At 64.6% G+C, this 21,517-nt stretch carries 20 protein-coding genes, 2 tRNA genes and 1 pseudogene; 12 read left to right on the plus strand and 11 right to left on the minus strand.

The window, feature by feature from the left end; all coding sequences use genetic code 11:
• Positions 1 to 58 precede the first annotated feature (58 nt).
• Positions 59 to 865, plus strand: a complete 807-nt coding sequence (gene cmrA, locus A5756_RS24495) for a mycolate reductase (protein WP_066958462.1) — start codon at positions 59 to 61, stop codon at positions 863 to 865.
• Between the two features lie 3 nt (positions 866 to 868).
• On the opposite strand, the gene A5756_RS24500 is transcribed toward cmrA, so the two are convergent.
• Positions 869 to 2,434 carry a helicase HerA-like domain-containing protein gene (locus A5756_RS24500; protein WP_066958464.1) on the minus strand — a complete coding sequence of 522 codons (1,566 nt, stop codon included), beginning with the start codon at positions 2,432 to 2,434 and terminating at the stop codon, positions 869 to 871.
• Between the two features lie 122 nt (positions 2,435 to 2,556).
• Here A5756_RS24500 and orn point away from each other — a divergent pair, with 122 nt between their 5' ends.
• From orn to A5756_RS24515, 3 genes are all read left to right on the plus strand, one after another.
• Complete coding sequence (orn, locus tag A5756_RS24505; RefSeq protein WP_066958466.1) at positions 2,557 to 3,204, plus strand: oligoribonuclease; 648 nt, start codon at positions 2,557 to 2,559, stop codon at positions 3,202 to 3,204.
• Positions 3,205 to 3,251: 47 nt separating this feature from the next.
• Positions 3,252 to 3,327: transfer RNA gene (locus A5756_RS24510), tRNA-His, on the plus strand.
• 167 nt (positions 3,328 to 3,494) lie between these two features.
• Positions 3,495 to 3,833: a hypothetical protein gene (locus A5756_RS24515; RefSeq protein WP_066958679.1), complete on the plus strand. Its 339-nt coding sequence runs from the start codon at positions 3,495 to 3,497 to the stop codon at positions 3,831 to 3,833.
• A 6-nt stretch (positions 3,834 to 3,839) separates the two neighbouring features.
• On the opposite strand, the gene A5756_RS24520 is transcribed toward A5756_RS24515, so the two are convergent.
• Together A5756_RS24520 and A5756_RS24525 are read right to left on the minus strand one after the other, a co-directional pair.
• Positions 3,840 to 5,051, minus strand: coding sequence for an Ig-like domain-containing protein (locus A5756_RS24520; protein WP_066958469.1), 1,212 nt, complete (start codon positions 5,049 to 5,051; stop codon positions 3,840 to 3,842).
• A gap of 101 nt (positions 5,052 to 5,152) precedes the next feature.
• Positions 5,153 to 5,439 (minus strand): annotated as a pseudogene (locus tag A5756_RS24525) (DMT family transporter); the annotation flags it as partial.
• Between the two features lie 163 nt (positions 5,440 to 5,602).
• On the opposite strand from A5756_RS24525, the gene A5756_RS24530 reads away from it, so the two are divergent.
• Positions 5,603 to 5,678, plus strand: a tRNA-Lys gene (locus A5756_RS24530).
• 514 nt (positions 5,679 to 6,192) lie between these two features.
• Here the strand turns inward: A5756_RS24530 and A5756_RS24535 are convergent.
• Positions 6,193 to 6,987, minus strand: a complete 795-nt coding sequence (locus A5756_RS24535) for a DUF4239 domain-containing protein (protein WP_066958473.1) — start codon at positions 6,985 to 6,987, stop codon at positions 6,193 to 6,195.
• Positions 6,988 to 7,236: 249 nt separating this feature from the next.
• Here A5756_RS24535 and A5756_RS24540 point away from each other — a divergent pair, with 249 nt between their 5' ends.
• Positions 7,237 to 7,905, plus strand: coding sequence for a hypothetical protein (locus tag A5756_RS24540; protein WP_066958475.1), 669 nt, complete (start codon positions 7,237 to 7,239; stop codon positions 7,903 to 7,905).
• On the opposite strand, the gene A5756_RS24545 is transcribed toward A5756_RS24540, so the two are convergent.
• Positions 7,887 to 8,522, minus strand: coding sequence for a TetR family transcriptional regulator (locus tag A5756_RS24545; protein ID WP_066958477.1), 636 nt, complete (start codon positions 8,520 to 8,522; stop codon positions 7,887 to 7,889). The two genes, A5756_RS24540 and A5756_RS24545, sit on opposite strands and share 19 nt — an antisense overlap.
• 42 nt (positions 8,523 to 8,564) lie before the next feature.
• Between A5756_RS24545 and A5756_RS24550 the strand changes: the two genes are divergently transcribed.
• Both A5756_RS24550 and A5756_RS24555 read left to right on the plus strand, forming a co-directional pair.
• Positions 8,565 to 9,461 (plus strand): lysophospholipid acyltransferase family protein, encoded by an 897-nt coding sequence (locus A5756_RS24550; protein ID WP_066958480.1) that lies wholly within the window; start codon positions 8,565 to 8,567, stop codon positions 9,459 to 9,461.
• Positions 9,462 to 9,649: 188 nt separating this feature from the next.
• A complete protein-coding gene (locus A5756_RS24555) occupies positions 9,650 to 11,392 on the plus strand; it encodes a DUF3556 domain-containing protein (protein WP_066958482.1) in 1,743 nt (580 codons plus the stop codon).
• A 4-nt stretch (positions 11,393 to 11,396) separates the two neighbouring features.
• Here the strand turns inward: A5756_RS24555 and A5756_RS24560 are convergent, their stop codons facing one another.
• Entirely contained in the window at positions 11,397 to 11,624 is a 228-nt protein-coding gene (locus tag A5756_RS24560) for a DUF3618 domain-containing protein (RefSeq protein ID WP_066958681.1), read from the minus strand.
• Positions 11,625 to 11,722: 98 nt separating this feature from the next.
• On the opposite strand from A5756_RS24560, the gene bcp reads away from it, so the two are divergent.
• Complete coding sequence (bcp, locus tag A5756_RS24565) at positions 11,723 to 12,196, plus strand: thioredoxin-dependent thiol peroxidase (RefSeq protein ID WP_066958484.1); 474 nt, start codon at positions 11,723 to 11,725, stop codon at positions 12,194 to 12,196.
• A gap of 537 nt (positions 12,197 to 12,733) precedes the next feature.
• On the opposite strand, the gene fadD4 is transcribed toward bcp, so the two are convergent.
• The 3 genes from fadD4 to A5756_RS24580 are packed head-to-tail and all read right to left on the minus strand — an operon-like array spanning position 12,734 to position 16,018.
• Entirely contained in the window at positions 12,734 to 14,254 is a 1,521-nt protein-coding gene (gene fadD4 / locus A5756_RS24570; RefSeq protein ID WP_066958683.1) for a fatty-acid--CoA ligase FadD4, read from the minus strand.
• Positions 14,255 to 14,276: 22 nt separating this feature from the next.
• A complete protein-coding gene (locus tag A5756_RS24575; protein ID WP_066958685.1) occupies positions 14,277 to 14,888 on the minus strand; it encodes a nitroreductase family protein in 612 nt (203 codons plus the stop codon).
• A 44-nt stretch (positions 14,889 to 14,932) separates the two neighbouring features.
• Positions 14,933 to 16,018, minus strand: coding sequence for a dihydrodipicolinate reductase (locus A5756_RS24580; RefSeq protein WP_082948169.1), 1,086 nt, complete (start codon positions 16,016 to 16,018; stop codon positions 14,933 to 14,935).
• A gap of 125 nt (positions 16,019 to 16,143) precedes the next feature.
• Between A5756_RS24580 and A5756_RS24585 the strand changes: the two genes are divergently transcribed.
• Positions 16,144 to 17,055: an enoyl-CoA hydratase gene (locus A5756_RS24585; RefSeq protein ID WP_066958687.1), complete on the plus strand. Its 912-nt coding sequence runs from the start codon at positions 16,144 to 16,146 to the stop codon at positions 17,053 to 17,055.
• 5 nt (positions 17,056 to 17,060) lie between these two features.
• Here A5756_RS24585 and A5756_RS24590 read toward each other — a convergent pair whose 3' ends face one another.
• The gene (locus A5756_RS24590; RefSeq protein WP_066958488.1) at positions 17,061 to 18,080 is read right to left on the minus strand and encodes an acyl-CoA dehydrogenase family protein; all 1,020 of its coding nucleotides are present in this window, start codon (positions 18,078 to 18,080) and stop codon (positions 17,061 to 17,063) included.
• Positions 18,081 to 18,183: 103 nt separating this feature from the next.
• Here A5756_RS24590 and A5756_RS24595 point away from each other — a divergent pair, with 103 nt between their 5' ends.
• A complete protein-coding gene (locus A5756_RS24595) occupies positions 18,184 to 19,344 on the plus strand; it encodes an acyl-CoA dehydrogenase family protein (RefSeq protein ID WP_066958490.1) in 1,161 nt (386 codons plus the stop codon).
• Here A5756_RS24595 and A5756_RS24600 read toward each other — a convergent pair.
• Positions 19,333 to 20,127 carry a TetR/AcrR family transcriptional regulator gene (locus A5756_RS24600; protein WP_066958492.1) on the minus strand — a complete coding sequence of 265 codons (795 nt, stop codon included), beginning with the start codon at positions 20,125 to 20,127 and terminating at the stop codon, positions 19,333 to 19,335. The genes A5756_RS24595 and A5756_RS24600 overlap by 12 nt on opposite strands.
• A 192-nt stretch (positions 20,128 to 20,319) precedes the next feature.
• Here A5756_RS24600 and A5756_RS24605 point away from each other — a divergent pair, with 192 nt between their 5' ends.
• Positions 20,320 to 21,507 carry an amidohydrolase family protein gene (locus tag A5756_RS24605; RefSeq protein WP_066958494.1) on the plus strand — a complete coding sequence of 396 codons (1,188 nt, stop codon included), beginning with the start codon at positions 20,320 to 20,322 and terminating at the stop codon, positions 21,505 to 21,507.
• Positions 21,508 to 21,517 lie beyond the last annotated feature (10 nt).

Raw genomic sequence — 21,517 nt, forward strand, 5'->3', positions numbered from 1 at the left:
GTTTCGCGGCCGACCCGCCGCGCCCGGCCACGCCGCGGCGCCTGTCTACGATTGGCTCATGCCGATCCCCGCGCCCAGCCCAGACGCGCGTGCCGTGGTGACCGGAGCTTCGCAGAACATCGGCGAAGCGCTGGCCACCGAACTGGCAGCGCGCGGACACAGCCTGATCGTCACCGCACGACGCGAAGACCTGCTCAACGAGCTGGCCGCCCGCCTGAGCGACAAGTACCGCGTCGCGGTCGAGGTGCGGCCCGCCGACCTCGCCGATCCCGGGGAACGGGCGAAACTGTGCGACGAACTGGCCGCCCGACCCATCTCCATCCTGTGCGCCAACGCCGGCACCGCGACCTTCGGCCCGGTGGCGACGCTGGACCCGGCGACCGAGAAAGCGCAGCTGCAGCTGAATGTGCTGGGCGTGCACGACCTTACGTTGGCGGTGCTGCCGGGCATGGTCGAGCGCAAGTCCGGCGGCATCCTCATTTCCGGTTCGGCGGCGGGCAATTCGCCGATTCCCTACAACGCGACCTATGCGGCCACCAAGGCGTTCGCGAACACCTTCAGCGAATCGCTGCGTGGCGAGCTGCGCCACTCCGGTGTGCACGTCACGCTGCTCGCACCGGGACCGGTGCGCACCGACCTGCCCGACGACGCCGAACGGTCGCTGGTCGAGCGACTGGTGCCGGAATTCCTGTGGATCTCCACCGAGCACACCGCCCAGGTGTCACTGGATGCGTTGGCGCGCAACAAGATGCGGGTCGTCCCCGGTCTGACGTCGAAGGCGATGTCGGTGGCGAGCGGTTACGCGCCGCGCGCGATCGTGGCGCCGATCGTGGGCAGCTTCTACAAGAAACTGGGCGGCAGCTAGCCGTTACTTCCGCCGCCGGCGGCCGTTGCCGAATTTGATGCGGATAAGTTCGCGGATGCCGGTGTTCACCGCACTTTGCACTTCCCGGTCGTGCCAGAGCCTTTCCAGCAAGCCGGGCCCTTTGGGCTCCGCCGGCTCCGGCATCGGCGGCACCGGCTCGTTCGCCGGCACTGGCGGGTAACCGGACTGGACCTGCGGCGGCTGCGGCCCCGATTGGGCTTGCGGGCCGGGCTGCGGCCGCGCCGGCTGCTGAACCTTCTGGCCGTACTTCGCCTGCAGCGGACTGTCTTTCGCCGCCTGCGCGATATCGTCGGTGCCGATCGAGGCCATCATCGACCGAGGCACCCGCATCCGGGTCCACGCAACGGGTGTCGGTGCGCCCTTCTCCGACAGCACGGTGACAACGGCCTCACCGATTCCCAGCGACGTCAACGCCGACTCCAGGTCGTACACATCGGTTTTCGGGTAGGTGCGGACGGTCTTGCTGAGCGCTTTCTGGTCGTCCGGAGTGAATGCCCGCAGCGCGTGCTGGATGCGGGCGCCCAGCTGGGAGAGCACGTCGTTGGGCACGTCGGTGGGGAGCTGGGTGCAGAAGAACACCCCCACGCCCTTGGAGCGGATCAGCTTGACTGTCTGTTCGACCTGTTCGAGGAAGGCCTTGGAGGCATCGGCGAACAACAGGTGGGCCTCGTCGAAGAAGAAGACCAGCTTGGGCTTGTCGACGTCACCGACCTCCGGCAGCACCGCGAACAGGTCGGTCAGCAGCCACATCAGGAAGGTGGAGAAGATGACGGGGCGCAACGACTGACCGCTGAACTCCAGCAACGAAATGATGCCGCGCCCCTGCCCGTCGACGCGCAGCAGATCGTTGGGGTCAAGCTTCGGCTCTCCGAAGAACGTGTCCCCGCCCTCGCCGCCCAGGTTCACCAGTGCCCGCAGGATGACGCCCGCCGTCGTCGACGACACCCCGCCGAGGTCTTTCAGGTCGGTCTTACCCTCGTCGCTGGCCAGGTGGCTGATGACGCCGCGCAGATCGTCCAGCGTCACCAGCGGACGATTGTTCTCCTTGGCCCAGTGAAAGATCAGTCCCAGCGTCGACTCTTGAGTGGCGTTGAGCCCCAACACTTTCGACAGCAGAACCGGACCGAAGCTGGCGACGGTCGCGCGTACCGGTACGCCCACTCCCCCGGTGCCCAGCGACAGGAACTCGACCGGGAATCCGGTCGCCGCCCAGTCGTCGCCAGTGTCTTTGGCCCGGGCGGCGGTCTTGTCGTTGCCCTGGCCCGGCCGAACCAGGCCCGAAAGGTCACCCTTGACGTCGGCCATCATCACCGCAACGCCCGCCGCGCTGAGTTGTTCGGCGATCAGCTGCAGCGTCTTGGTTTTGCCGGTTCCGGTCGCGCCGGCCACCAGGCCGTGCCGATTGATTGTGGAGAGCGGTATGCGGATCTGTGCCGTCGGGTCGGCTGCGCCGTCAACGACGACCGTGCCCAGTTCGAGTGCCTGTCCGTCGACGGCATAGCCGTCGGCAATCCGGCGTGCGGGTGTCTCCGCTGATTCGGTGCTCATCGTGCTGCGCCCCCCTGTTCTCCAGTGGTTCGGCATGCGGTCCGGCAACGCTCACACTACTTCTCCGGCGGAGTTGGGGGCGACGGACAACGTGAGCGCCAGTTGGGCCTAGTCTGAGCGCTGTGCGAGACGAGTTGGTGTGGATCGACTGCGAGATGACCGGGCTGAACCTCGGCTCGGACAAGTTGATCGAGATCGCGGCCCTGGTCACCGACGCCGATTTGAACGTTCTGGGTGACGGCGTCGACGTGGTGATCCACGCCGACGATGCGGCACTGTCTTCGATGATCGAGGTCGTCACCGAAATGCACTCGCGTTCAGGGTTGATCGACGAGGTGCGGGCGTCCACCGTCGACCTGGCGACCGCCGAGGCCATGGTGCTCGACTACATCGGCAAGCACGTCAAGCAACCCAAGACGGCGCCGCTGGCGGGCAATTCCATCGCCACCGATCGCGCATTCATCGCCCGCGACATGCCCGCGCTCGACTCGTTCCTGCACTACCGGATGATCGACGTGAGCTCGATCAAGGAGCTCTGCCGGCGCTGGTATCCGCGGATCTACTTCGGCCAGCCGGTCAAGGGACTCACCCACCGGGCGCTGGCCGACATTCACGAATCGATCCGCGAGCTGAAGTTCTACCGCCGGACGGCGTTCGTCGCCCCGCCGGGGCCGTCTACCAGCGAGATCGAGGCCGTGGTCGCCGATCTGGACGGCACGCCGGGCCCAACCGGAGCAATTGATTCGGCGACCGAGCCACCGAACCGCTAATATCGACAGTCGCTGCTCGTAGGGCCCCGGCCCGGCGGGCGGGCATGGTGGGTGTAGTTCAGTTGGTAGAGCGTCAGGTTGTGATCCTGAATGTCGCGGGTTCGAGTCCCGTCACTCACCCCAATCGGTTGGGAGGCGTTCTCGCTTCCCGACCGCCTGGGCAGCATTACCGTCCCAGCGCAACGCGATCGCACTCGACGCGGAAGGGACAGCGGGCCGTGCCGCCGAATCGTCGCCGGATACGCCGCCCCCTTGCCCCGCGAGCAGTCATCGCGGGCTGCGCCCTCCTTCTGGCCGGCTGCGGCGGGTCGAGCCACACGGCGACCACCGTCACCTCGACGATGCCCGCAGCGACCAAGACGGTGACCGTGACCGTCGCGCCGCCACCACCGCCGGGCCCCAAAACGACCATCGAGGCCAATGGCACGTTCATCGTTGGCAGCGACATCGCGCCGGGCACCTACCGCAGCGCCGGAAATTACGGATGCTATTGGGCGAGGCTGCGCAGCCTGGACACCGGCGACATCATCGACAACAACGTCAACGACGGTCCGCAGGCGGTGCAGATTCTGCCGACCGATCGCGCGTTCATGACCAGGAACTGCGCGGCCTGGCAGAAGGTCGGCTGACGCGGGTCAGGTGTTGGCGTTGCCCGCTTTCCACTGCGGCCAGGGCACGTTCCAGTCACCCAGCCCCTCGGTGCCAGGCAGCGTCGGCCCCACGGTGTTGATGACCTCGACGATGTCGCCGCTCTTGCTGTGGTCGTAGAACCACTCCGCATTGCTGGGACTCACGTTCAGGCACCCGTGGCTGGTGTTGGTGTGTCCCTGGGCGCCGACCGACCACGGCGCGGAGTGCACGAATACGCCGCTGTAGGACATCTGGGTGGCCCAGTCGACTTCGGTGCGATATCCGTTGGGCGAGTTGACCGGAACGCCGTACGTCGACGAATCCATGATGATGTGCTTGAACCGCCCGCCAATGATGTAGAACCCGTTGGCAGTGGGCGTGCTGTCCTTGCCCATCGACGTCGGCATCGTCTTGACCACTTCGCCGTTGACGCGCACGGTCACCGTCTTGGTGGTGTCGTCGGCCGTCGAAATGACCTCGTCGCCAATGGTGAAGTGGGTCTTGACGCTGTCCTCGCCGAACATGCCGTCACCGAGGTCGACGCCGTAGGTGTTGACCGCCACATCGACGGTCGTTCCCGATTTCCAGAAGTGCTCTGGGCGCCAACGTACTTCACGATTGTTGAGCCAGTAGAACGCGCCCTCTACGGGTGGGTTGGTGGTGATCGTGATGGCCTTCTGCGCCGCGGCGCGGTTGGCGATGTTCTCGTCGAAGCGGATCGCCACGGGCTCGCCGACGCCGACCACATCGCCGTCGCCCGGGTTGACGTACGGCATGGTCAGGTGGGCGGGTGAGCTGGTCTGGAAGGTCATCTGGCGATTCGCCGCCCCGCCCATGCCCAGCGCTTTCGCGCTCAGCGTGTAGCGCCGGTTGTAGCCGAGCTGCTCGGTGGTCGACCAGCGCAGCCCGTCGGGGCTGAGTTGGCCGCTGATCGACCTGCCGTTCTCGTTGACCATGGTGACCGATGCAAGGACGCCGTCCGCGACACTCACTGTCACCGGTGAATCGACGGTGACGCCGACGGCGCCGTCGGTCACCGAGGCGGTGAGCTTCGGGACGAGCAGATCGGCAAACGGAGTGCCCTTGTCGAAGATCACCTTCTGCGGGGCCGCGGTGTTGCCGCCACCGCAGGCAACGCCGAACACAGCAACCGAAGCGATCGCGGCAGCCAGCCACGATCGTCGTTTGCGCAAAGGCGTCATCGAGTGACCTTCCATGGAATTCGATGTAGTTGGTCACCGCTGACCAGAAACAGTGCATGAATTGTAATGGGTTTTTGCGTGCGCGCGTGCCGCCATCGGCCGGTCCCGACCCGGTGTCACGCGATCGTGACGAATCGCGCCGTCAGGCCATTTCGCGGGGTCTTCAGGCCGGTTGCGTCGTCGAGTTCAACCTCGACCCGATCGCGGGTCGAGGCGGCGCCGACACGCGCGAGCTTGACGATGGCATCACCAGGACCGCCGCCGCCAAGGCGATCATCCCGGCGCGGCCCGCGTCCAGCGTCTCGTCGAGCACAACCACGCCCAGCACCGCCCCCACGACCGGTTGCGACACCTCCAGCGTGGGCATCGACGCGGTCAACGGGCAGGCCCGGAACGCCGTCTGGATCACAGTGCGCTGCACTGCAGGCCATTTCGTCGATCGAGGTCACCGCGGCGTCCGGGCGGGGCCTACCATCCCCCGGTGGCTACGCTGGAGAGGATTCTGAGAATTTCGCTCCGCGGCAGGACGCCTGTTATTGTCGCGTACGCGGTCTCGGCCGTCGAAAGCGCCGTTAGCTCAGTTGGTAGAGCAGCTGACTCTTAATCAGCGGGTCCGGGGTTCGAAACCCTGACGGCGCACCACCCATAACCCGAGGACAGGGATAGTTCTCCCGTCGTACCCGCCGCAGGCGGGATGGGGGCAGCGCCAATCGACCTCAGTCGGACGGCATTCCCATGCATCGTCTCCAATCGGGGTTTTGCGGGTCCCCGTTATACAGGGCAGCGCAGTTTCGCGGGGCGTTGCTTGTGGGGGTCGGGTCGGGGCTGGCTTTGGATTCGCTATGGCAGCCGCCCGCTACGGTCGCCACCGCCGCTAGAGCAACCACCGCGAACGCGGCGCGCTGGGTTGACCGCAGCATGGACATGCATACCTCCCGTGGGCGATGTCGACATCCGGTCGATGCGCCGACTGTCTGACGTAGAGGAACCCGACCAAACGGGCGAGCTTGCCGTGCTTCTTGCCGAGGACGAGATTTGGGCGCGTGAACCAATCAGAGCGCTAACAAATCGCAGCATGCCACAGCAAACCCCGTGGCGGTATCTGTGTCAGTCGCGCTGGTCCGGACACCGTGCGACTCCAGCCCGCCCATAGCGACTACGCCGGTGGGGCCGAGAGGGCCTGGACGACCGCGTTCAGCGGCTCCGGCGACGTCGCAGTGTCGCCGATATACGGGTGGGCGAGTTCCAAGACAAGGAACAGATCGGTGGCCAGCAGCACGGCCACGGTCGCGACCAACGAGTAGTGAATGATGGGGTTCTCGGCGCTGTAGACGATGACGCAGCCAAGAACCAGCCCGCTGAGCAGGAAGAAGACTATCCACATCGACGAGGGCAGCCCGTTTGCGGTGCGAGCCCGGATTAGCCGGTCTGTGCGCGCCTGACTGATCTTGTCAAGGGAGTCGAAAGACGTAGCGAGAGAAGCCTTTTGGGCATCGGTGCGCGGCTGAACTACCTGATACGCGCTGCCCAGGCGCTGCAGGGCCTGGGCGGCCGCAGGGTAGGCGTGGCCGTTGGCGGCCATCGGCCACTCAGTTACGGCCGCGCGTTCATAGTCCAGCAGCGCTTGGCGGATTCGGTCGCTGTCAGCCTTGTCGAACACGGTGAGGCCGTTGGCCATCTGTACCCCCGTGGTGCCCTCGGCCCGCATCGCGTCGTCCGCATTATTGTTCTGACCCCACATGGCGGTAACGATGAAACCTGTGAAAAACGCGTACACGAACCCGACCAACAAGAAGGCGAATTGCGTGACCTCGCTGCGCTCGTCCCCCCTCAGACCGGGGAATCGATGCCGGACATACGCCAGGGCGAGCATTGCCGCGCCCGCGATGAGGGCGTTGAGCCCGACTAACAGCAACCACGACGGGACATTGCTCACGATCCAACCACTCATAAGCCACGCTCCTCGAGAGCACCACCCCGAAAAACCAGGTGGGATGCAAAAATTGGGCCAGTCGTGGATACGCGGCCGGCCGTTCGACTCTAGGCGCATGTCCGCGGCGCGACGTCCACTTCGGTGACCATGGCAAACCCTCGTGCACCACGGCCCAGTCAGGCAGACTGAGCCCCGTGGATATGAGCACGTCCGTGCACGCTCGGAGAGCGCGTCAGCACAAGCGCCGGCAACACTGGCAGTAACACTATGAGTTGGGAGACCTTGCTCACGACCACCCTTGTGCCGGTCGCGTCCGTGGTGTCAACCGCGACGGTGGCGATCTGGACCAAGCGGATCGACGCCAGAACCAAGCGCGAAGACCGAGACCACGCACTGGTGCTCGACTACGAGAAGCGGGCCGGCGAGGACAAGAAGGCGGTGCTGAAGCGTCTCATCTCCGCGACCCTTCATCTCAAGCGCGGCGCAGAACCACTCGCGGGCACCGAAGTCACTGAAGAGAGCATCAGCCGAAGGCGCGCGGCGGCCACCAGGGAGCTGTACGAATTCCGCGGCCGGCTGGGCCTCGACGACGGAGTCGCCGAGTTGATGATTTACGCCGCAGAGCCGGTTCGCGACCTCACCGAATTGATCCTCGACGAATGGGACCGCCAATTCCGTGAGCACGGCTACTCGCTGACGCAGCTGGATGAGTGCAAGCAACAGCTCCAAGCAACGGTCGACATCCCTCATAACAGCGATGAGGCGATGATCGAACGGAAGCAAAAGTGGACTGCGCTGAAGGACGAAGAAGCATCGTTCCTAAAGGAACTCGGCGATGAGTCGGACCTTGACGTCGATGCCCTAGTGGTGCTGTGCAACCGGTTGTTGAAAGCCGCCCATACCGACCTGCGCGGGGGCTACGGCATAGAGACGTGACGGGCCGCGCGCCCGGGGGTCGAGACCCCGGCGGCGCGTCCTGACTCATGTGCCGGCAGCACGACCCGGCGCGCGGCCTCCACGGCCGCTGCGCGTCGTGCAGCGCTAATGGCGGGATCGGTGGCGACGGCGTCAGGATGCGGCGACTGCGCCCACGCCAGGCCGATGCCGAACAAGAGCACCAACAGATCCATCGGATGCCAGATCTCGTCGACGTAGCCGGCCGCCTGGGCGGCCTCGATCACTGCAATGTCGCGCGCCGGGACCGAATCCCACTCACCCACGGGAGGCGGGTCCAGCGAGAGCCCCTCCAGGCTGGCCCAGGTGATCATGCGCAGATGCTCGGGCCTTCGACAGGCCAGGTCGTAGACGTCGCCGGCGAACTCGGGCACGGCGTCCGGCCGCAGCGTGACCGCGGCGAAGAACTCCGCCGAGTCTGCGGCGACCACGCTTCGAAACAATGCCTCTTTGTCCTTGAAGTGCGCGTAAAGCCGCTCCTTGCTGGCCTGAGCGGCACCGGCTATGCGGTCGATACGGGCGCCGGCCAGCCCATATTGGGCGAACTCCGTCCGCGCGGCATCGAGGATAGTTTCGCGGAGTTCGGTGGTGGTGCGCACAGCAATATCATAACCAGACGAACTAGTTCGTCTGGTAGCCTGATGGCAGCACCGTTGCCCTACGACCCAGAGGATCCCGTGAGCGAGTTAGCCGACACCCCGGTGGTGATGAACCACCCGCGCCGCGTCCAGATCTTGAGCGACGCGCTGGACAGAATTCAGGACGGCATCGCGCCGCTCATCGACATCGCCCGTCCTTATGTGAGTGGCGTGGAGACGTTGCCGGCTGACGGCCGATTCCTGTTGGTGGGCAATCACACCCAGTTCGTGGGAGGCGAGGTGCTGCTGATTCCGCATTTCGTGCGGCGTGCGCTCGGCCGACGGGTCCGACCACTCGCCGATCGCAGGTTCGGGCAGCAGCCCGGTTTCGGCCGCGATCTAATGGCGGCCTACGGAGGGATAGTCGGCGCCCCTGAGACGGCCCGAGAGCTGATGCGGCACGACGAGACCATCCTGGTGTTCCCCGGCGGCGGCCGCGAGATCGCAAAGTTCAAAGGCGAGGAATACACCCTCAACTGGCTAGGCCGTTCCGGGTTCGCTCGCATCGCCGTGGAATGCGGTTATCCAATAGTCCCCGTCGGCCTGGTGGGTGGGGACGACGTTTACAAAAGCCTGGTCAGCCGCGACAGCACGCTGGGTCGGCTCTCCCGGAGGATCAGCAGGAGGCTGTCCGGTAGCGACGATATGGCGATGCCCTTGCTGCGCGGCTTGGGCCCCACCCTCATCCCGCGCCCGCAACGGATGTATCTGCGCTTCGGGGAACCGATCGATACCACCAAGCCCAGCCGCGCGAATCCGGAGGATTGGGTTGCCTCGGTCAGAAGGAGCACTCAACAGTCGCTCGAAGCGATACTGACCGAGCTGTTGGCCGTCCGCGCACACGACCCGTTTCGCGAACTCAACCCACTGGCTTGGTCCAGGGCGGTCACGCCCGCGTGATCTGTCCGCCCCCGCTGGAGTCCCTATCGCCGCACGTCCTCTGACGACCACGGCCCGAACGTGGCGGCGGGCTGGCGGAATTTGGCATGCCTTTGCCGCATTTGCCTACTCGCCAGAAGTGCTCGCTGTAATTTCTTCCTCACGCCATGTGGTCAGGACCGCCGTCAAGCTGCGCCGAAGGAGCCGCAATGGGGTTCATCCAGCCGAATCTGCCCGTCGTCGACGTGGCCGAATGGAGCAAACAGAACCGCGCGCAGCGGATCGTGCCGATGGTGCGCCACATCGCCGAGAACGGCTTCGGCGCCCCGCTGGTGATGCATGTGATGTACGGCGTGAAGATCGCGCTCTACATCCTGGGCGGCTGGGTGTTCGGGTGGTGCACGACCGGCATCGGCAGCTTCACCGGCGTCGCAGCCTGGTGGTCGGAACCGATCGTCTTCGAGAAGGCCGTGCTGTACACGATGCTGTTCGAAGTCATCGGCCTGGGTTGTTGCTTCGGGCCGCTGGCCGGCCGCTACTTCCCGCCGATGGGATCGATCCTGTACTGGCTGCGGCCCGGCACCATCCGGTTGCCGCCGTGGCCCGATCGGGTGCCGTTGACGAAGGGCAGCGTCCGCGGCCCCATCGACGCGGTGCTCTACGCCGCGCTGCTGGTGTTGCTTGCCATCGCGCTCGTGTCCGACGGCACCGGCCCAATCCCCGCCTTGCACACCGAGATTGGCGTGCTGGCGCCCTGGCACACCGTCGCGATCCTGGCGGTCCTGGCCGTCGTCGGGCTGCGCGACAAGGTGATCTTCCTGGCCGCGCGTGGCGAGGTCTACGCGCCGCTGGCGCTCGCCTTCCTGTTCGCCGGGGCGGACTCCATCATCGGGGCCAAGGTGGTCTTCATGGTGATCTGGCTGGGGGCCGCCACCTCAAAACTCAACCGGCACTTCCCGTTCGTGATTTCGACGATGCTCGCGAACAACCCATTCATCCCGTCTGGTCCGCTGAAACGGTCGATGTTCAAGCACTATCCGGACGACCTGCGGCCCAGCGCGCTGGCGGGTTTCATCGCCCATTTCTCCACCGCCGTGGAAGGCCTGGTGCCGCTGGTCCTGCTCTTCTCCCACGGCGGCTGGCCGACAGCGATCGCCGCATTCGTGATGATCGTCTTCCACCTGAACATCCTGCTGGCCTTCCCGATGGGTGTCCCCTTGGAGTGGAACGTCTTCATGATCTTCGGGGTGCTGTCGCTGTTCGTCGCGCATGCCCGCCTCGGCCTGTCCGACCTGGCCAACCCGTTGCCGGTGGCGATCCTGTTCGTGGTCATCGCCGGCATCGTCGTCGTCGGCAACCTCTACCCGCGCAAGGTGTCCTTCCTGCCGGGCATGCGGTACTACGCGGGCAACTGGGACACCACCGTGTGGTGCGTCAAGCCGTCGGTCGACGAGAAGTTCCGCACCGGCTCGCGCGCGCTCGGGCCGATGCAACACCTGCAGCTCGAGCGCCTCTACGGCTCCAAAGAGGACACCCTGGTCCCGCTTCACCTGGCCATGGCGTTCCGCGGGATGAACACCCACGGGCGCGCGCTGTTCACCCTGGTGCACCGCGCGCTGGCCGGCTACGACGAGGACGACTACAACCTCTGCGAGGGCGAGGTGCTGTGCTCGATGGTGCTCGGGTGGAACTTCGGCGACGGGCACATGCATAACGAATCCCTCATCGAGGCGCTACAGCAGCGGTGCAATTTCCAGCCGGGCGACGTGCGGGTGGTCATCCTCGACGCGCAGCCCATCCACATCCAGCGGCAGGAGTACCGGCTCGTCGACGCGGCGACCGGCGAATTCGAGCGCGGCTATGTCGACGTCGAGGACATGGTCACGACGCAGCCCTGGGCCGACGACATTCCGGTGCACGTGCAGAGCGGCACAGGTGCCGGCATGGCGTGACGCGTCAGCGGTTGCGCACCCGGTGCACCACAACCACGACGACGAGGACACCGACGCCGGCCAGTGACACCGCCACCGCGGGCTTCTTGACGAACTCGACCGCCTTCGCCTTCAGGTCGTCGGCGAGGCGGCGGGGGTTGGCCCGCACAGCGAGCGAGTCGACGGTGGCCGCCAGCTGGTCGCGGGCGACGTCGATGTCGCGCTTGATGGCCTCGGGGTCCCGGTCCGCCACGTGTCTGTCCTCCCAGTCGGCCTGATGCACCTGAGGCACTACCCTAGATCAGCTGGTGATAACCCCAACGCTCCGGTGAACAGAAAGGGGCCCAGAAATTGGCCGATAGCACGCGGCTTGCGCCGGGCGGTAAAGCGCCCACCTTCAGTCTGCCCGACGCCGACGGCAACCAAGTGTCGCTGGCCGATTACAAGGGGCGGCGCGTCATCGTGTACTTCTACCCCGCGGCCTCGACTCCCGGCTGCACCAAGCAGGCCTGCGACTTCCGCGACAACCTGCACGAACTCAGCGACGCCGGCCTCGACGTCATCGGCATCTCCCCCGACAAGCCGGAGAAGCTCGCCAAGTTCCGCGACGCCGAAAAGCTGACGTTCCCGCTGCTGTCGGATCCCGACCGCAAGGTGCTGACGGCCTGGGGCGCCTACGGCGAGAAACAGATGTACGGCAAGACCGTGCAGGGCGTGATCCGTTCGACCTTCGTGGTCGACGAGAAGGGCAAGATCGAGGTCGCCCAATACAACGTCAAGGCCACAGGGCATGTGGCCAAGCTTCGCCGCGACTTGTCGATCTAGTGTTCTACACCCCTGGCTGGGGAGCGATCGTCGGCGTTGGCGGAACCGTTGCAGGCGTGACGGTTACGCACCCCGCGAACTATGCGCTCAGTTGGCGCACGTCGCGCATTGCTGAACTCAACAGCGAGAAAGGGCTCGGCGTGACGGCCACGCGTAGCTCCACCATCGCCGCAGGCGCGACAGCGGGTACCCGTGAGGGTGGCACTACCCAAGTGCCGGCCAAGAGCGCCCACGCCGACGCTGGCCAAGTCATTGGTATGTCACCGGGATGAGCACGCGGCATTCATCGAGGATTGGGACTCCGTGGCCGACACCCCCGAAGCGACGATAAGGCTGTGTCGGGGTGCACTCGGTCGTATCTCAGGTGGCGGGTCGCTTCCGCACCACGCCCGGGCCAGCATCCGCCGTGCCAATCACCACCGTCGTCCCGGGCAGTTCGCGGGTCGTCGGCTGCCTCGGGCGTGATTCGTGATCAGCGCATCGCCAACTAGAAACCGCCATCGCCTCATTCGCTCGCCGAAGTCAGGCCGGCCGAGCTTAACGCCGTGAGTACTTGCTAATCAGCTCCTGTTTGTACAACTTCCCGGCGTCGCTGCGCGGCAACCGTGGTTCGAAGTACAGCGATCGCGGACACTTGTAACGAGCCAGCCGACTTCGGAGCCACTCGGTCAACTCGTCGGCGAACTGTGGTGTGGCCCGCGTCGGATCGACTAGTTGAACTACCGCCACGACCGACTGCCCCATCACCTCGTCCGGTACGCCGAACACCGCGGCGTCGACAACCAGCGGATGGCACACCAGCACATCCTCGGTTTCCTGCGGATAGATGTTGACGCCTCCCGAGATGATCATGTGATGACGACGGTCAGTGAGGTACAGGTAGCCGTCGTCGTCCAGGTAACCAACGTCGCCCACGGTCACCCAGCCCTTTGAATTGCGGGCCGCAGCGGTCTTCTCTGCATCGTTGAGGTATTCGAACGGATAGCCGCCTTCGTAATAGATGTCGCCGACCTGCCCCTCTGCGACCTCGTTGCCGTTCTCGTCGAGGATGTGCGGCACTCCCAGCATTGGCTTGCCAACCGAACCGGGGTGGCGGAGCCAGTCTTCGGCGCGGATGAATGAGATTCCCGCGCCTTCTGAGGACCCGTAGTACTCATCGACGATCGGACCCCACCAATCGATCATCTGCCGCTTGATCTCGGGTGGACACGGCGCGGCGGCATGGACCACACGCTGAAGGGTCGACAGGTCGAACCGCATTCGCGTCGCCCTGGGGAGCCGGAGCATCCTGACGAACATCGTCGGGACGAACTGCGCATGGGTGACGCCGTACCGCTCGATGCAGTCCAGCGCGCCCTCGGCGTCGAACGTTTCCATCATGACCGTGGTTGCGCCAGCGGCCTGGGCAGCCATCGTCCACATCGCCGGTGCGGTGTGATACGTCGGTGCCGGACTCATGTACACGGAATCGCTTGTCACCCCGAGCGCTTCGAAGACGGGCGTCGAAAGACTCGATCGAACAGAGCTGGCGGGCTTCAATGGGCGCCGGATTCCCTTTGGGCGTCCGGTACTTCCGGCTGAGTACTGGAGAAGCTGCCCATCGCATTCATCTCCAATGGGCGCCGCTGGCATGGCGGCCACGCAGTCCGGATAGCGTCGCCACCCTTCTAGTTCACCGTCGGCGATAAGCGCCACGGATGGCAATCCACGCGGGAGTGATTCCGACAGCTGTTGGCACACAGCGCGCATCGCCACTGACGAAATGATCGCCTTCGCGCCGCTGTCGCCCACAACGAAGGAAATTTCGGCAGCGCGCAGTTGCGTATTGATCAGCGTGTAGTACAGACCGCTTCTCCTCGCAGCCCACATCACGGCGTGTATGTGTTCGTTGTTCTCCATCACGACGGCGATCGTGTCCCCTGCCGCGAGACCTTGTCGGCGCAAATAATGGGCCAGCCGATTTGCGCTGACCTCGAGTTCGCCGAACCGCACCGTCACCCCAGACGGGTGAAGTATCACAGCGCGTTTCGTGGAAACGGCGTGATCGCGCAGGTCTATGCGGGCGTCGCTTAAGCGCACGTCATTCGCTCCCCAGCTGCCAGGACGAGTCCCAGCGATCTATCGTCGCCACCTCCGATAGCGGCTTGCGGCGCACGGTGTGGTGTCGGCCGCGCGGCCAGCCCACCGTCAGCAGTGACGCGATCTTCCAGTCGTCAGGAATTCCGACCATCGAGCGCAGCTCGTCCTCGCAGGACCCGTGCCACAGTGTGATCGCCGCGCCAAGTCCTTGCGCGCGGGCGGCCAGGAGGAAGTTCTGCACAGCAGGAAAGATTGAGCCCCCCTGCTGTAGTTCGGTGGTTCCTCGCTGCGGCTGGACACAGAACAGCACCAGCACGGGCGCCGCGCCACCAACTCTCATGTGTTCGGCCATTGTTCGCAGTACGCGCGATTTGGGGTCGTCAGCGTCGTGATCGTCAATCGAGATCGAATAAAACTCGGTCATCACGTCCCACGTCTTGTGGGCCGCGGCCGTGACCACGTCACGCAAGCTCTGCGATCGCAGCACGACAAACTTCCACGGTTGCTGATTGCCTCCGGACGGCGCCCAGCTCGCCGCGCGTAGACATGTGTCGATCACCTCGTCGGAGACGGGCTCGTCGCGATAGCGCCGTACGGTCGACGCGGTGTGCATGACCTCCCACAGGTCCGCCGATGTCCGCGGGACCGCGTGCTCGCTCACGGCTTCGCCGCCGCGGGCAGCACGCCTCGCCAAGTCCCGCCGCGGACCGGGCCGGTAATAACCGGTAGATCCAGCGTCGACAAGAGACCCGGTGGGGCTGCGATGACCGCCGGAATCGCATTGAGTTCCCGCATCACCGTCGCATACGTCAAACCCCGCATATTGTTTCCCCGTCCGTGCATCTCAATGTCGACCGTGTACGTGGGTAGACCATCGACGATGACGCGGTAACCACCGTGCGGCGACGGATGCCGCGGCCACTCGGGAGCCGACCCTTCGCCCATGCGGGTGATGTGCTCGAGCACCACCCGCTCCTCACCGTCGACCTTTCCTGCGAGCTTGAACCGCATTCCGCCCATCGTCCCCGGCTCAACCCAGCCCGATGCGACTTCGTAACGCTCTGTCGCCAACCACTTTTCGATGGTTGTGTCGACGCGATCGAGCGGCAAGCCGACGCCATCGGCAACTAAATGTACGATCGGCGCCCACAACGCGGCCAGGCGCGCGGTGTCGAACAGCGGCGCCGGATGGTCTGGCGGGTGGCCGAATCCCATGAAGTCGAACATGATTTCTGGTTGGTCGATGGGGCCGTAGTCGAGTATCTCGAGCATGGTGATGGTGTCGACGCGGCTGCTGAATCCCGTCATGGTCAACGCCATGACATCGTTGGCCCAGCCGGGATCCACGCCACTGTTGAAGAAACTCGTGCCGCCGTCCGCGCACGCCGCCGAAATGAGATCGACTGTCTGCTTGTCAGCGGCGGGCGGATAACACAGCGGCACCAGCGAGGTACATACGACGTTCTTCCCGGCGCGCAGGCAACGCGCGATGTCCTGGGCTGCGTCGTGATACCGGTAGTCCCCCGACGCGAAGTAGGCGACCACGTCGGCGTCAAGAGCCAGTGCGGCATCGATGTCGCGGGTCGCGATGACGCCCGTCACGGGCATCCCGCACAGATCGCCCGCATCCTTGGCGTCCTTGGCCTCGGCGTGCACGACCACGCCGACGAGGTCCAATCCCGGATGCGCGATCACCGCGCGTAACGCGCCGATCCCCACTTGACCGGGACCCCACAGAATCACCCGCGGCTTAGCTTGGCAGTCCGTCATGCGCGCCCTTCCCGGTTGGCCCCGCCCAACCTGTGAGAACATACCTTCTCAGATATTGATAACACCATTGCCGCATGCCAAGAACCATGGAGGAGACCATGCAGGATTACGAGTTCTTGAAGTGGGAGACGTTCGACGATGGCCAGATCGTCCGAATCTCGTTGAACCGTCCGGAGCAGCGCAACGCGCAAAACCGCGGCATGTTGGTCGAACTCGACGCGGCCTTCTCGCGCGCTGAGGCTGACGACAACGTCCGCGTCGTCATCCTCGCCGGCGAGGGGCCCATGTTCTCCTCTGGCCATGACATCGGCTCCAAGCAGGCCCGTGCCGAGTTCACTCCTGGACCGGGCCAGCACCCGACAGCGGCTACCAACGGCGGGACCCGGGAGGGCGCGGAGAAGATCATGCTGCAGGAGTGGCATTACTTCTTCCAGAACAACCTGCGCTGGCGAAACCTGCGCAAGATCACGATCGCGCAGGTCCACGGAGACGTGTTCTCTGCGGGACTGATGCTGATCTGGGCGTGCGATTTGATCGTGGGAAGTGAAGAGGTGCGCTTCGCGGATGTCGTCGGTACCCGGCTCGGTATGTGCGGCATGGAGTACTTCGGCCACCCCTGGGAGTTCGGCCCCCGCCGTACCAAGGAACTGATGCTGACCGGCGATGCGATCGACATCGAGGAGGCTTACCGACTTGGCATGGTCAGCAAGATCTTCAAAAGAGAGGAGCTATCCGACCGCACACTCGAAATGGCCCGGCGCATCGCCACGGTGCCGACGATGGCCGCTCTGCTCATCAAGGAGTCGGTCAATCAGTCCGTGGACAACATGGGCTTTTACAACGCCCTGCAGTCCTGCTTCTCCCTGCACCAGCTGAACCACTCGCACTGGGTCGGCGTACGGGATGACAAGCGTGCCGTCGCCGGCGAGGAGCAGGGGGTGCCGGATTGGCGAACCGCTCCCCCGATTGTCCTGTCGGTCAAAGACCGAGTCCGAGCCGAGGCGAAATAGCCGGTTCAGTTCACCACGGCTCCGTAGCGGGCGTTGGCGACGCGGTCGAGGGCGACGGCCGATTCGCCGTACACCATCGCCCAACCCCGGACCCGGCGGTAGTACAGCTGGATGTCACCTTCCATGCTGAATCCGTATCCCCCATGGATATGCAGGCTGCGCTGTGTCGCGTCGCGGGCAGTCTCGTATGCGAATGCGAATGCCATAGCTGCCAGCTCGGTTACGCGCCCCGGCTCGTCGGTGAACGCGCACGCCGCCTCGCGCGCCAGCAACAGCGCACCATCGGCCGCAGTGGCACTGTCCGCCAACGGATGAGACACCGCCTGAAAGGATCCGATGGGGTTCCCGAATGCGCGTCGTTGCTTGGCGTACTGCACACCCAGTTCGACGGCCTTCTTCGCCGCGCCGGCGAGCGCCGAAGCGGTCAGGGCGAGCCACAGATCAAGTGCATCGGAGAACATCCGCCGTGCAGCGACTCCCTCGGCAAGAACGACGACGTCGTCCTCGACCGTGATATCGGCCAGGGGAAGCGACCCGATGTTCTGCACGAGTCGACGGTTCTCCCCGAGCGCCAACGCGATCAGACGCTCGCCCACAAGCGCCACCACCCTGTCCGCGACGGCCCCGGCGGGTGCGAGGCCCAGTAGGTGGTCCCGTGCGACGCGCGGCGCAAAGCTGACCAGCTTGTCACCCGCGATCGCTTCAGCCAGCAGATCAGCGCCGGTATCACCTGATCTGGCGAGCAGCCTGGCTGCGACTTGGGTCTCGATGACCGGGGCGGAGGCGACCGCCCGACCGTACTGCTCAGCGATCAAGGCCAATTCGAGTTCGGATGCACCCCACCCGTCGGCGGCTTCGCCGACGGCCATCTGCACAGCACCAGTCTCTAGCAGTGCTTTCCACAACCGGGAATCGAAACCCAAGGGCTCCGCGGCCCGGACGCGCTCAGACGTCGACTCGCGCGCATACATCGCGGCAAACGAGTCGACGAGCTGGCGCTGTTCGCCGGAAAGGCTCAAGTCCACGCTCAGGTCCCGTCACGTGCGGATATCGTTACTCTCACAAATGAGAGTAGCATTATCGCCGCGGGCCGCCCCTGCCCACTGTGAGACAGATTGGTTCTGATCCATGCACTTTCAGCTCGACACCAACACCGAGGCATACCGCGACGGAGTTCGCGGCTACCTTGCGAAAGTGATGACACCCGAGTCAGAGGAGCGGATCTACCGCAGCGGCGTTTCACATGACGACGATTTCGCCAAGGGGCTGGTAGACGAAGGTTATTTCGCCCCGAGCTGGCCGACCGAATTCGGCGGCCAGAACCGCGATGCGTGGGACGAGCAGGTCCTCCGAGAAGAACTCATGCGAGCGGAAGCACCCATGTACCTGTCGGAGACCACTCGAATGGTGGCGTCGATCATCCGCGAAGTTGGTACACCGCAGATGAAGGACCGCATTCTCGGCGGTGCTATGAAGGGCGATATCACGATTGCACTTGGGTTCACCGAACCCGAATGCGGCTCGGATGTCGCGGCGGCGACGACAAAGGCCGTGCGCGAGGGCGACGAATGGGTCATCAACGGCTCCAAGATGTTCACCACAAACGGCCACATCGCCGACTACCTGTTCCTGCTGGCACGCACGAGTCCCGACAAGCCCAAGCACAAGGGACTCACCATGTTCCTCGTCCCGCGCAACTCCGAGGGATTCGAAGCTCAAGCAGTATGGACACTTTCGGGCGAACGCACGAACATCACGTTCTACAGCGACGTCCGAGTTTCAGACGAGTGGCGGGTCGGCGATGTCGACGCCGGCTGGCAGGTGATGGGGCTGTCGCTGCAGGATGAGCACGCATCCGGGTGGGGTCCGCATCTTTCTCGGCTGCTGCAGCACGTCGAGCAGTGGGCCGCGACCACTGAAGCTGACGACGGTAGGCTTCAGCTCGCCAAGACCGATGTGCGGCGTCGAATCGCGAGGGTGGCAATGGAAGACGAAGTTTCGCGGCTCCTCCTGCGTCGGTGCGTCTGGATGACCGAGACCGACCAGACCCCGATAGCAGAGGGACCGATGTCCAAAGTGTTCAGCACCGAAGCACTGGTGCGCGCCAGCCAGGACATCATGGAGCTGGTGGGGCCGGACGCGGCGCGGAGCTACTTCGAGCCGACGGCCCCGGAGCGAGGCCGGTTCGAATACCTCATGCGGTTCGCGTTGGGCACCACAATCTATGCGGGCACAAGCGAGGTGCAGCGCTCTATCATCGCCCAGCGCGGACTGGGCCTACCCCGTTAGCTTCCGAGGCTTGCGGGCCGTGCTTCGCTTCGCCGCGGTCTTAGCGGCCACGGTCTTCGGCTTGGCGGAATCTGCCGGGGGTGTGAGGGCTTGCTTGCACCAGGCCCATAACTGGTCCTCGGCAAGCTCGGCGCCCTTGACCCCCAGGTGGAACACTCCTATTTGGGCGAGTGCAATGAGCGTCGAGTTCAGCAGCGTGGTCAACTGCGCTGGTGTCAAGTCTTTTCGGATCAGTCCGGCACGCGAGCATGCGGTGAGGATCTTCGTGAGCAGCTTCTGGTGCGGTTCCCAGATCTTCGCGAAGTCGGCAGGCCGCTCAATCTCCAGGCTAAGGTTGTAGATCGTCATCACCCGGCCGCCGATCGCCTCGGACGACTCCGCCCGGGACAGGAATCCGCGACAGAACGCCTCGAGTTGTTCCATCGGGCCATCTGCCATGTCAACCTCATGGCGGATCGCTTCGATGAATTGACTCGTGGCGTTCTCGTAAAGCGCGAGCAGGAGTTCTTCCTTGCCGGCGAAGTGTTGGTAGAACGCACGCAGGCTCAGATTGGAGCGATCGATCAAAGTCTGGATGGTGAAATCGGCGCGCCCAGACTCCTCGACCAGCTCCAGCGCAGTGGCAAGGAATCTCGAGCTTCGTGCCAGCGCACGGGCCCGGGCGGCGGAGAGACGCCGCTCTATCGTTCGCTCTTGCCAGCTCGTCGGCATCTCGTCGAGGTGGGCGTCGACGATCTCTAGGCTGGCATCGGTGCCCTGTCCGGGGCGCTTCTTAGCGGTCATGATGGGTTGAGAATACGCGTTACCAGCCAGATTCGCCCAATCTACCTACACCGGCATGTTGATCCGTTCGTTGGAGCGTTGCGGTGCCGGGCTGGTGGAGGTGTGGCCATGCGGTACTGTGGAAACGGCGATTCTCGTCTTTGGCAATCAGGGTTTCGCAGGTGCAGGCCCCAGCCCTCGAAGGAGTCAGCGTTGAGCACAGACATCCGAATTGTCTCGCCAGACGACCATTTGGTTGAGCCTGCCGATCTGTGGACCAGCCGGCTGCCCGAGCGCTATCGCGATATCGGACCGCGGATCGTTCGTACCCGCGGGCGGATGGATCCAACTGTCACATCCGATGTCGCTTTCGTCGAGGACGACGAGGGTCGCGACGCGGATATCTGGCGCTACGAGGATGCGGTGATCCCGATCCCGCTCATCAGCGCGGCGGCCGGCTATGAACTCGACGAGCTCACCACCGACCCGATCACCTATGACGAGATGCGACCGGGTTGCTTTCGTCCGGCTGACCGGCTCGCCGATATGGACATCGCCGGCATCGAGGCTTCGGCATGCTTCCCCAACACGCTGGTCCGCTTCTGCGGCCAACGCTTCCTGTACGGCAAGGACAAGGAGCTCGCCAAGCTCTGCGTCGAGGCTTATAACGACTTTCAGATCGATGAGTGGGGCGGCAGTTCGAACGGTCGGCTGATCCCGCTTGGCATCATTCCCCTGTGGGACGTCGAGCTGGCCGCGAAGGAGGTGGACAGGGTGGCCGCCCGCGGCATGCACGCAGTGTGCTTCTCCGAACTGCCCGCACGTCTGGACCTGCCGTCCATTCACAGCGGCTACTGGGACCCGTTCTTCGCCGCGTGCGAGCGAAACCAGGTGGGCATCATGCTCCACATCGGGTCAAGTTCATCACTGACGAAGTCCTCTCCCGACTCGCCGCACGTCGTCACCAGCGCGCTGATGGCCGTCAACTGCACCATTGCCATGGTGGACTGGCTGTTCTCCGGCAAGCTCAGGCAATTCCCGAATCTCAAGCTGGCGTTCGCCGAGGCGCAAGCGGGCTGGATCCCCTACTACCTGCAGCGCGTCGACGAGGTCTGGGAGGACCGGCGGGCGTGGGGCGGGATCCACCCCCTGCTGACCGAACCACCGAGCACTCAAGTGCCCGGCCGCGTCTGGTTCTCCACGTTCGGCGATCCGGTCGCCTTCCGCATCCTCGACCTAGTCGGTGAGGACCAGCTCATGTTCGAGACGGACTACCCGCACAACGACACCAACTGGCCGCATAGCATGGACGTCGCCAATAAGGCGACGGAGGGTCTGGACGAGGAGACCAAGCGAAAGGTGCTTTCCACCAACGCCAAAACATTTTTCGGCATGGTGTAAGCACTCTGTA

It is taken from the genome of Mycobacterium sp. 852002-53434_SCH5985345 (assembly GCF_001667155.1).
Classification (GTDB): domain Bacteria; phylum Actinomycetota; class Actinomycetes; order Mycobacteriales; family Mycobacteriaceae; genus Mycobacterium.

Coding starts and splice junctions, on each gene's coding strand:
- A5756_RS24600 (WP_066958492.1), bottom strand. CDS start 20,127: ATGACCGCTAAGAAGCGCCCCGGACAGGGCACCGATGCCAGCCTAGAG.
- A5756_RS24535 (WP_066958473.1), bottom strand. CDS start 6,987: ATGAGTGGTTGGATCGTGAGCAATGTCCCGTCGTGGTTGCTGTTAGTC.
- A5756_RS24520 (WP_066958469.1), bottom strand. CDS start 5,051: ATGGAAGGTCACTCGATGACGCCTTTGCGCAAACGACGATCGTGGCTG.
- A5756_RS24585 (WP_066958687.1), top strand. CDS start 16,144: ATGCAGGATTACGAGTTCTTGAAGTGGGAGACGTTCGACGATGGCCAG.
- A5756_RS24540 (WP_066958475.1), top strand. CDS start 7,237: ATGAGTTGGGAGACCTTGCTCACGACCACCCTTGTGCCGGTCGCGTCC.
- A5756_RS24550 (WP_066958480.1), top strand. CDS start 8,565: ATGGCAGCACCGTTGCCCTACGACCCAGAGGATCCCGTGAGCGAGTTA.
- cmrA (WP_066958462.1), top strand. CDS start 59: ATGCCGATCCCCGCGCCCAGCCCAGACGCGCGTGCCGTGGTGACCGGA.
- A5756_RS24555 (WP_066958482.1), top strand. CDS start 9,650: ATGGGGTTCATCCAGCCGAATCTGCCCGTCGTCGACGTGGCCGAATGG.
- A5756_RS24500 (WP_066958464.1), bottom strand. CDS start 2,434: ATGAGCACCGAATCAGCGGAGACACCCGCACGCCGGATTGCCGACGGC.
- A5756_RS24575 (WP_066958685.1), bottom strand. CDS start 14,888: ATGCACACCGCGTCGACCGTACGGCGCTATCGCGACGAGCCCGTCTCC.
- A5756_RS24595 (WP_066958490.1), top strand. CDS start 18,184: ATGCACTTTCAGCTCGACACCAACACCGAGGCATACCGCGACGGAGTT.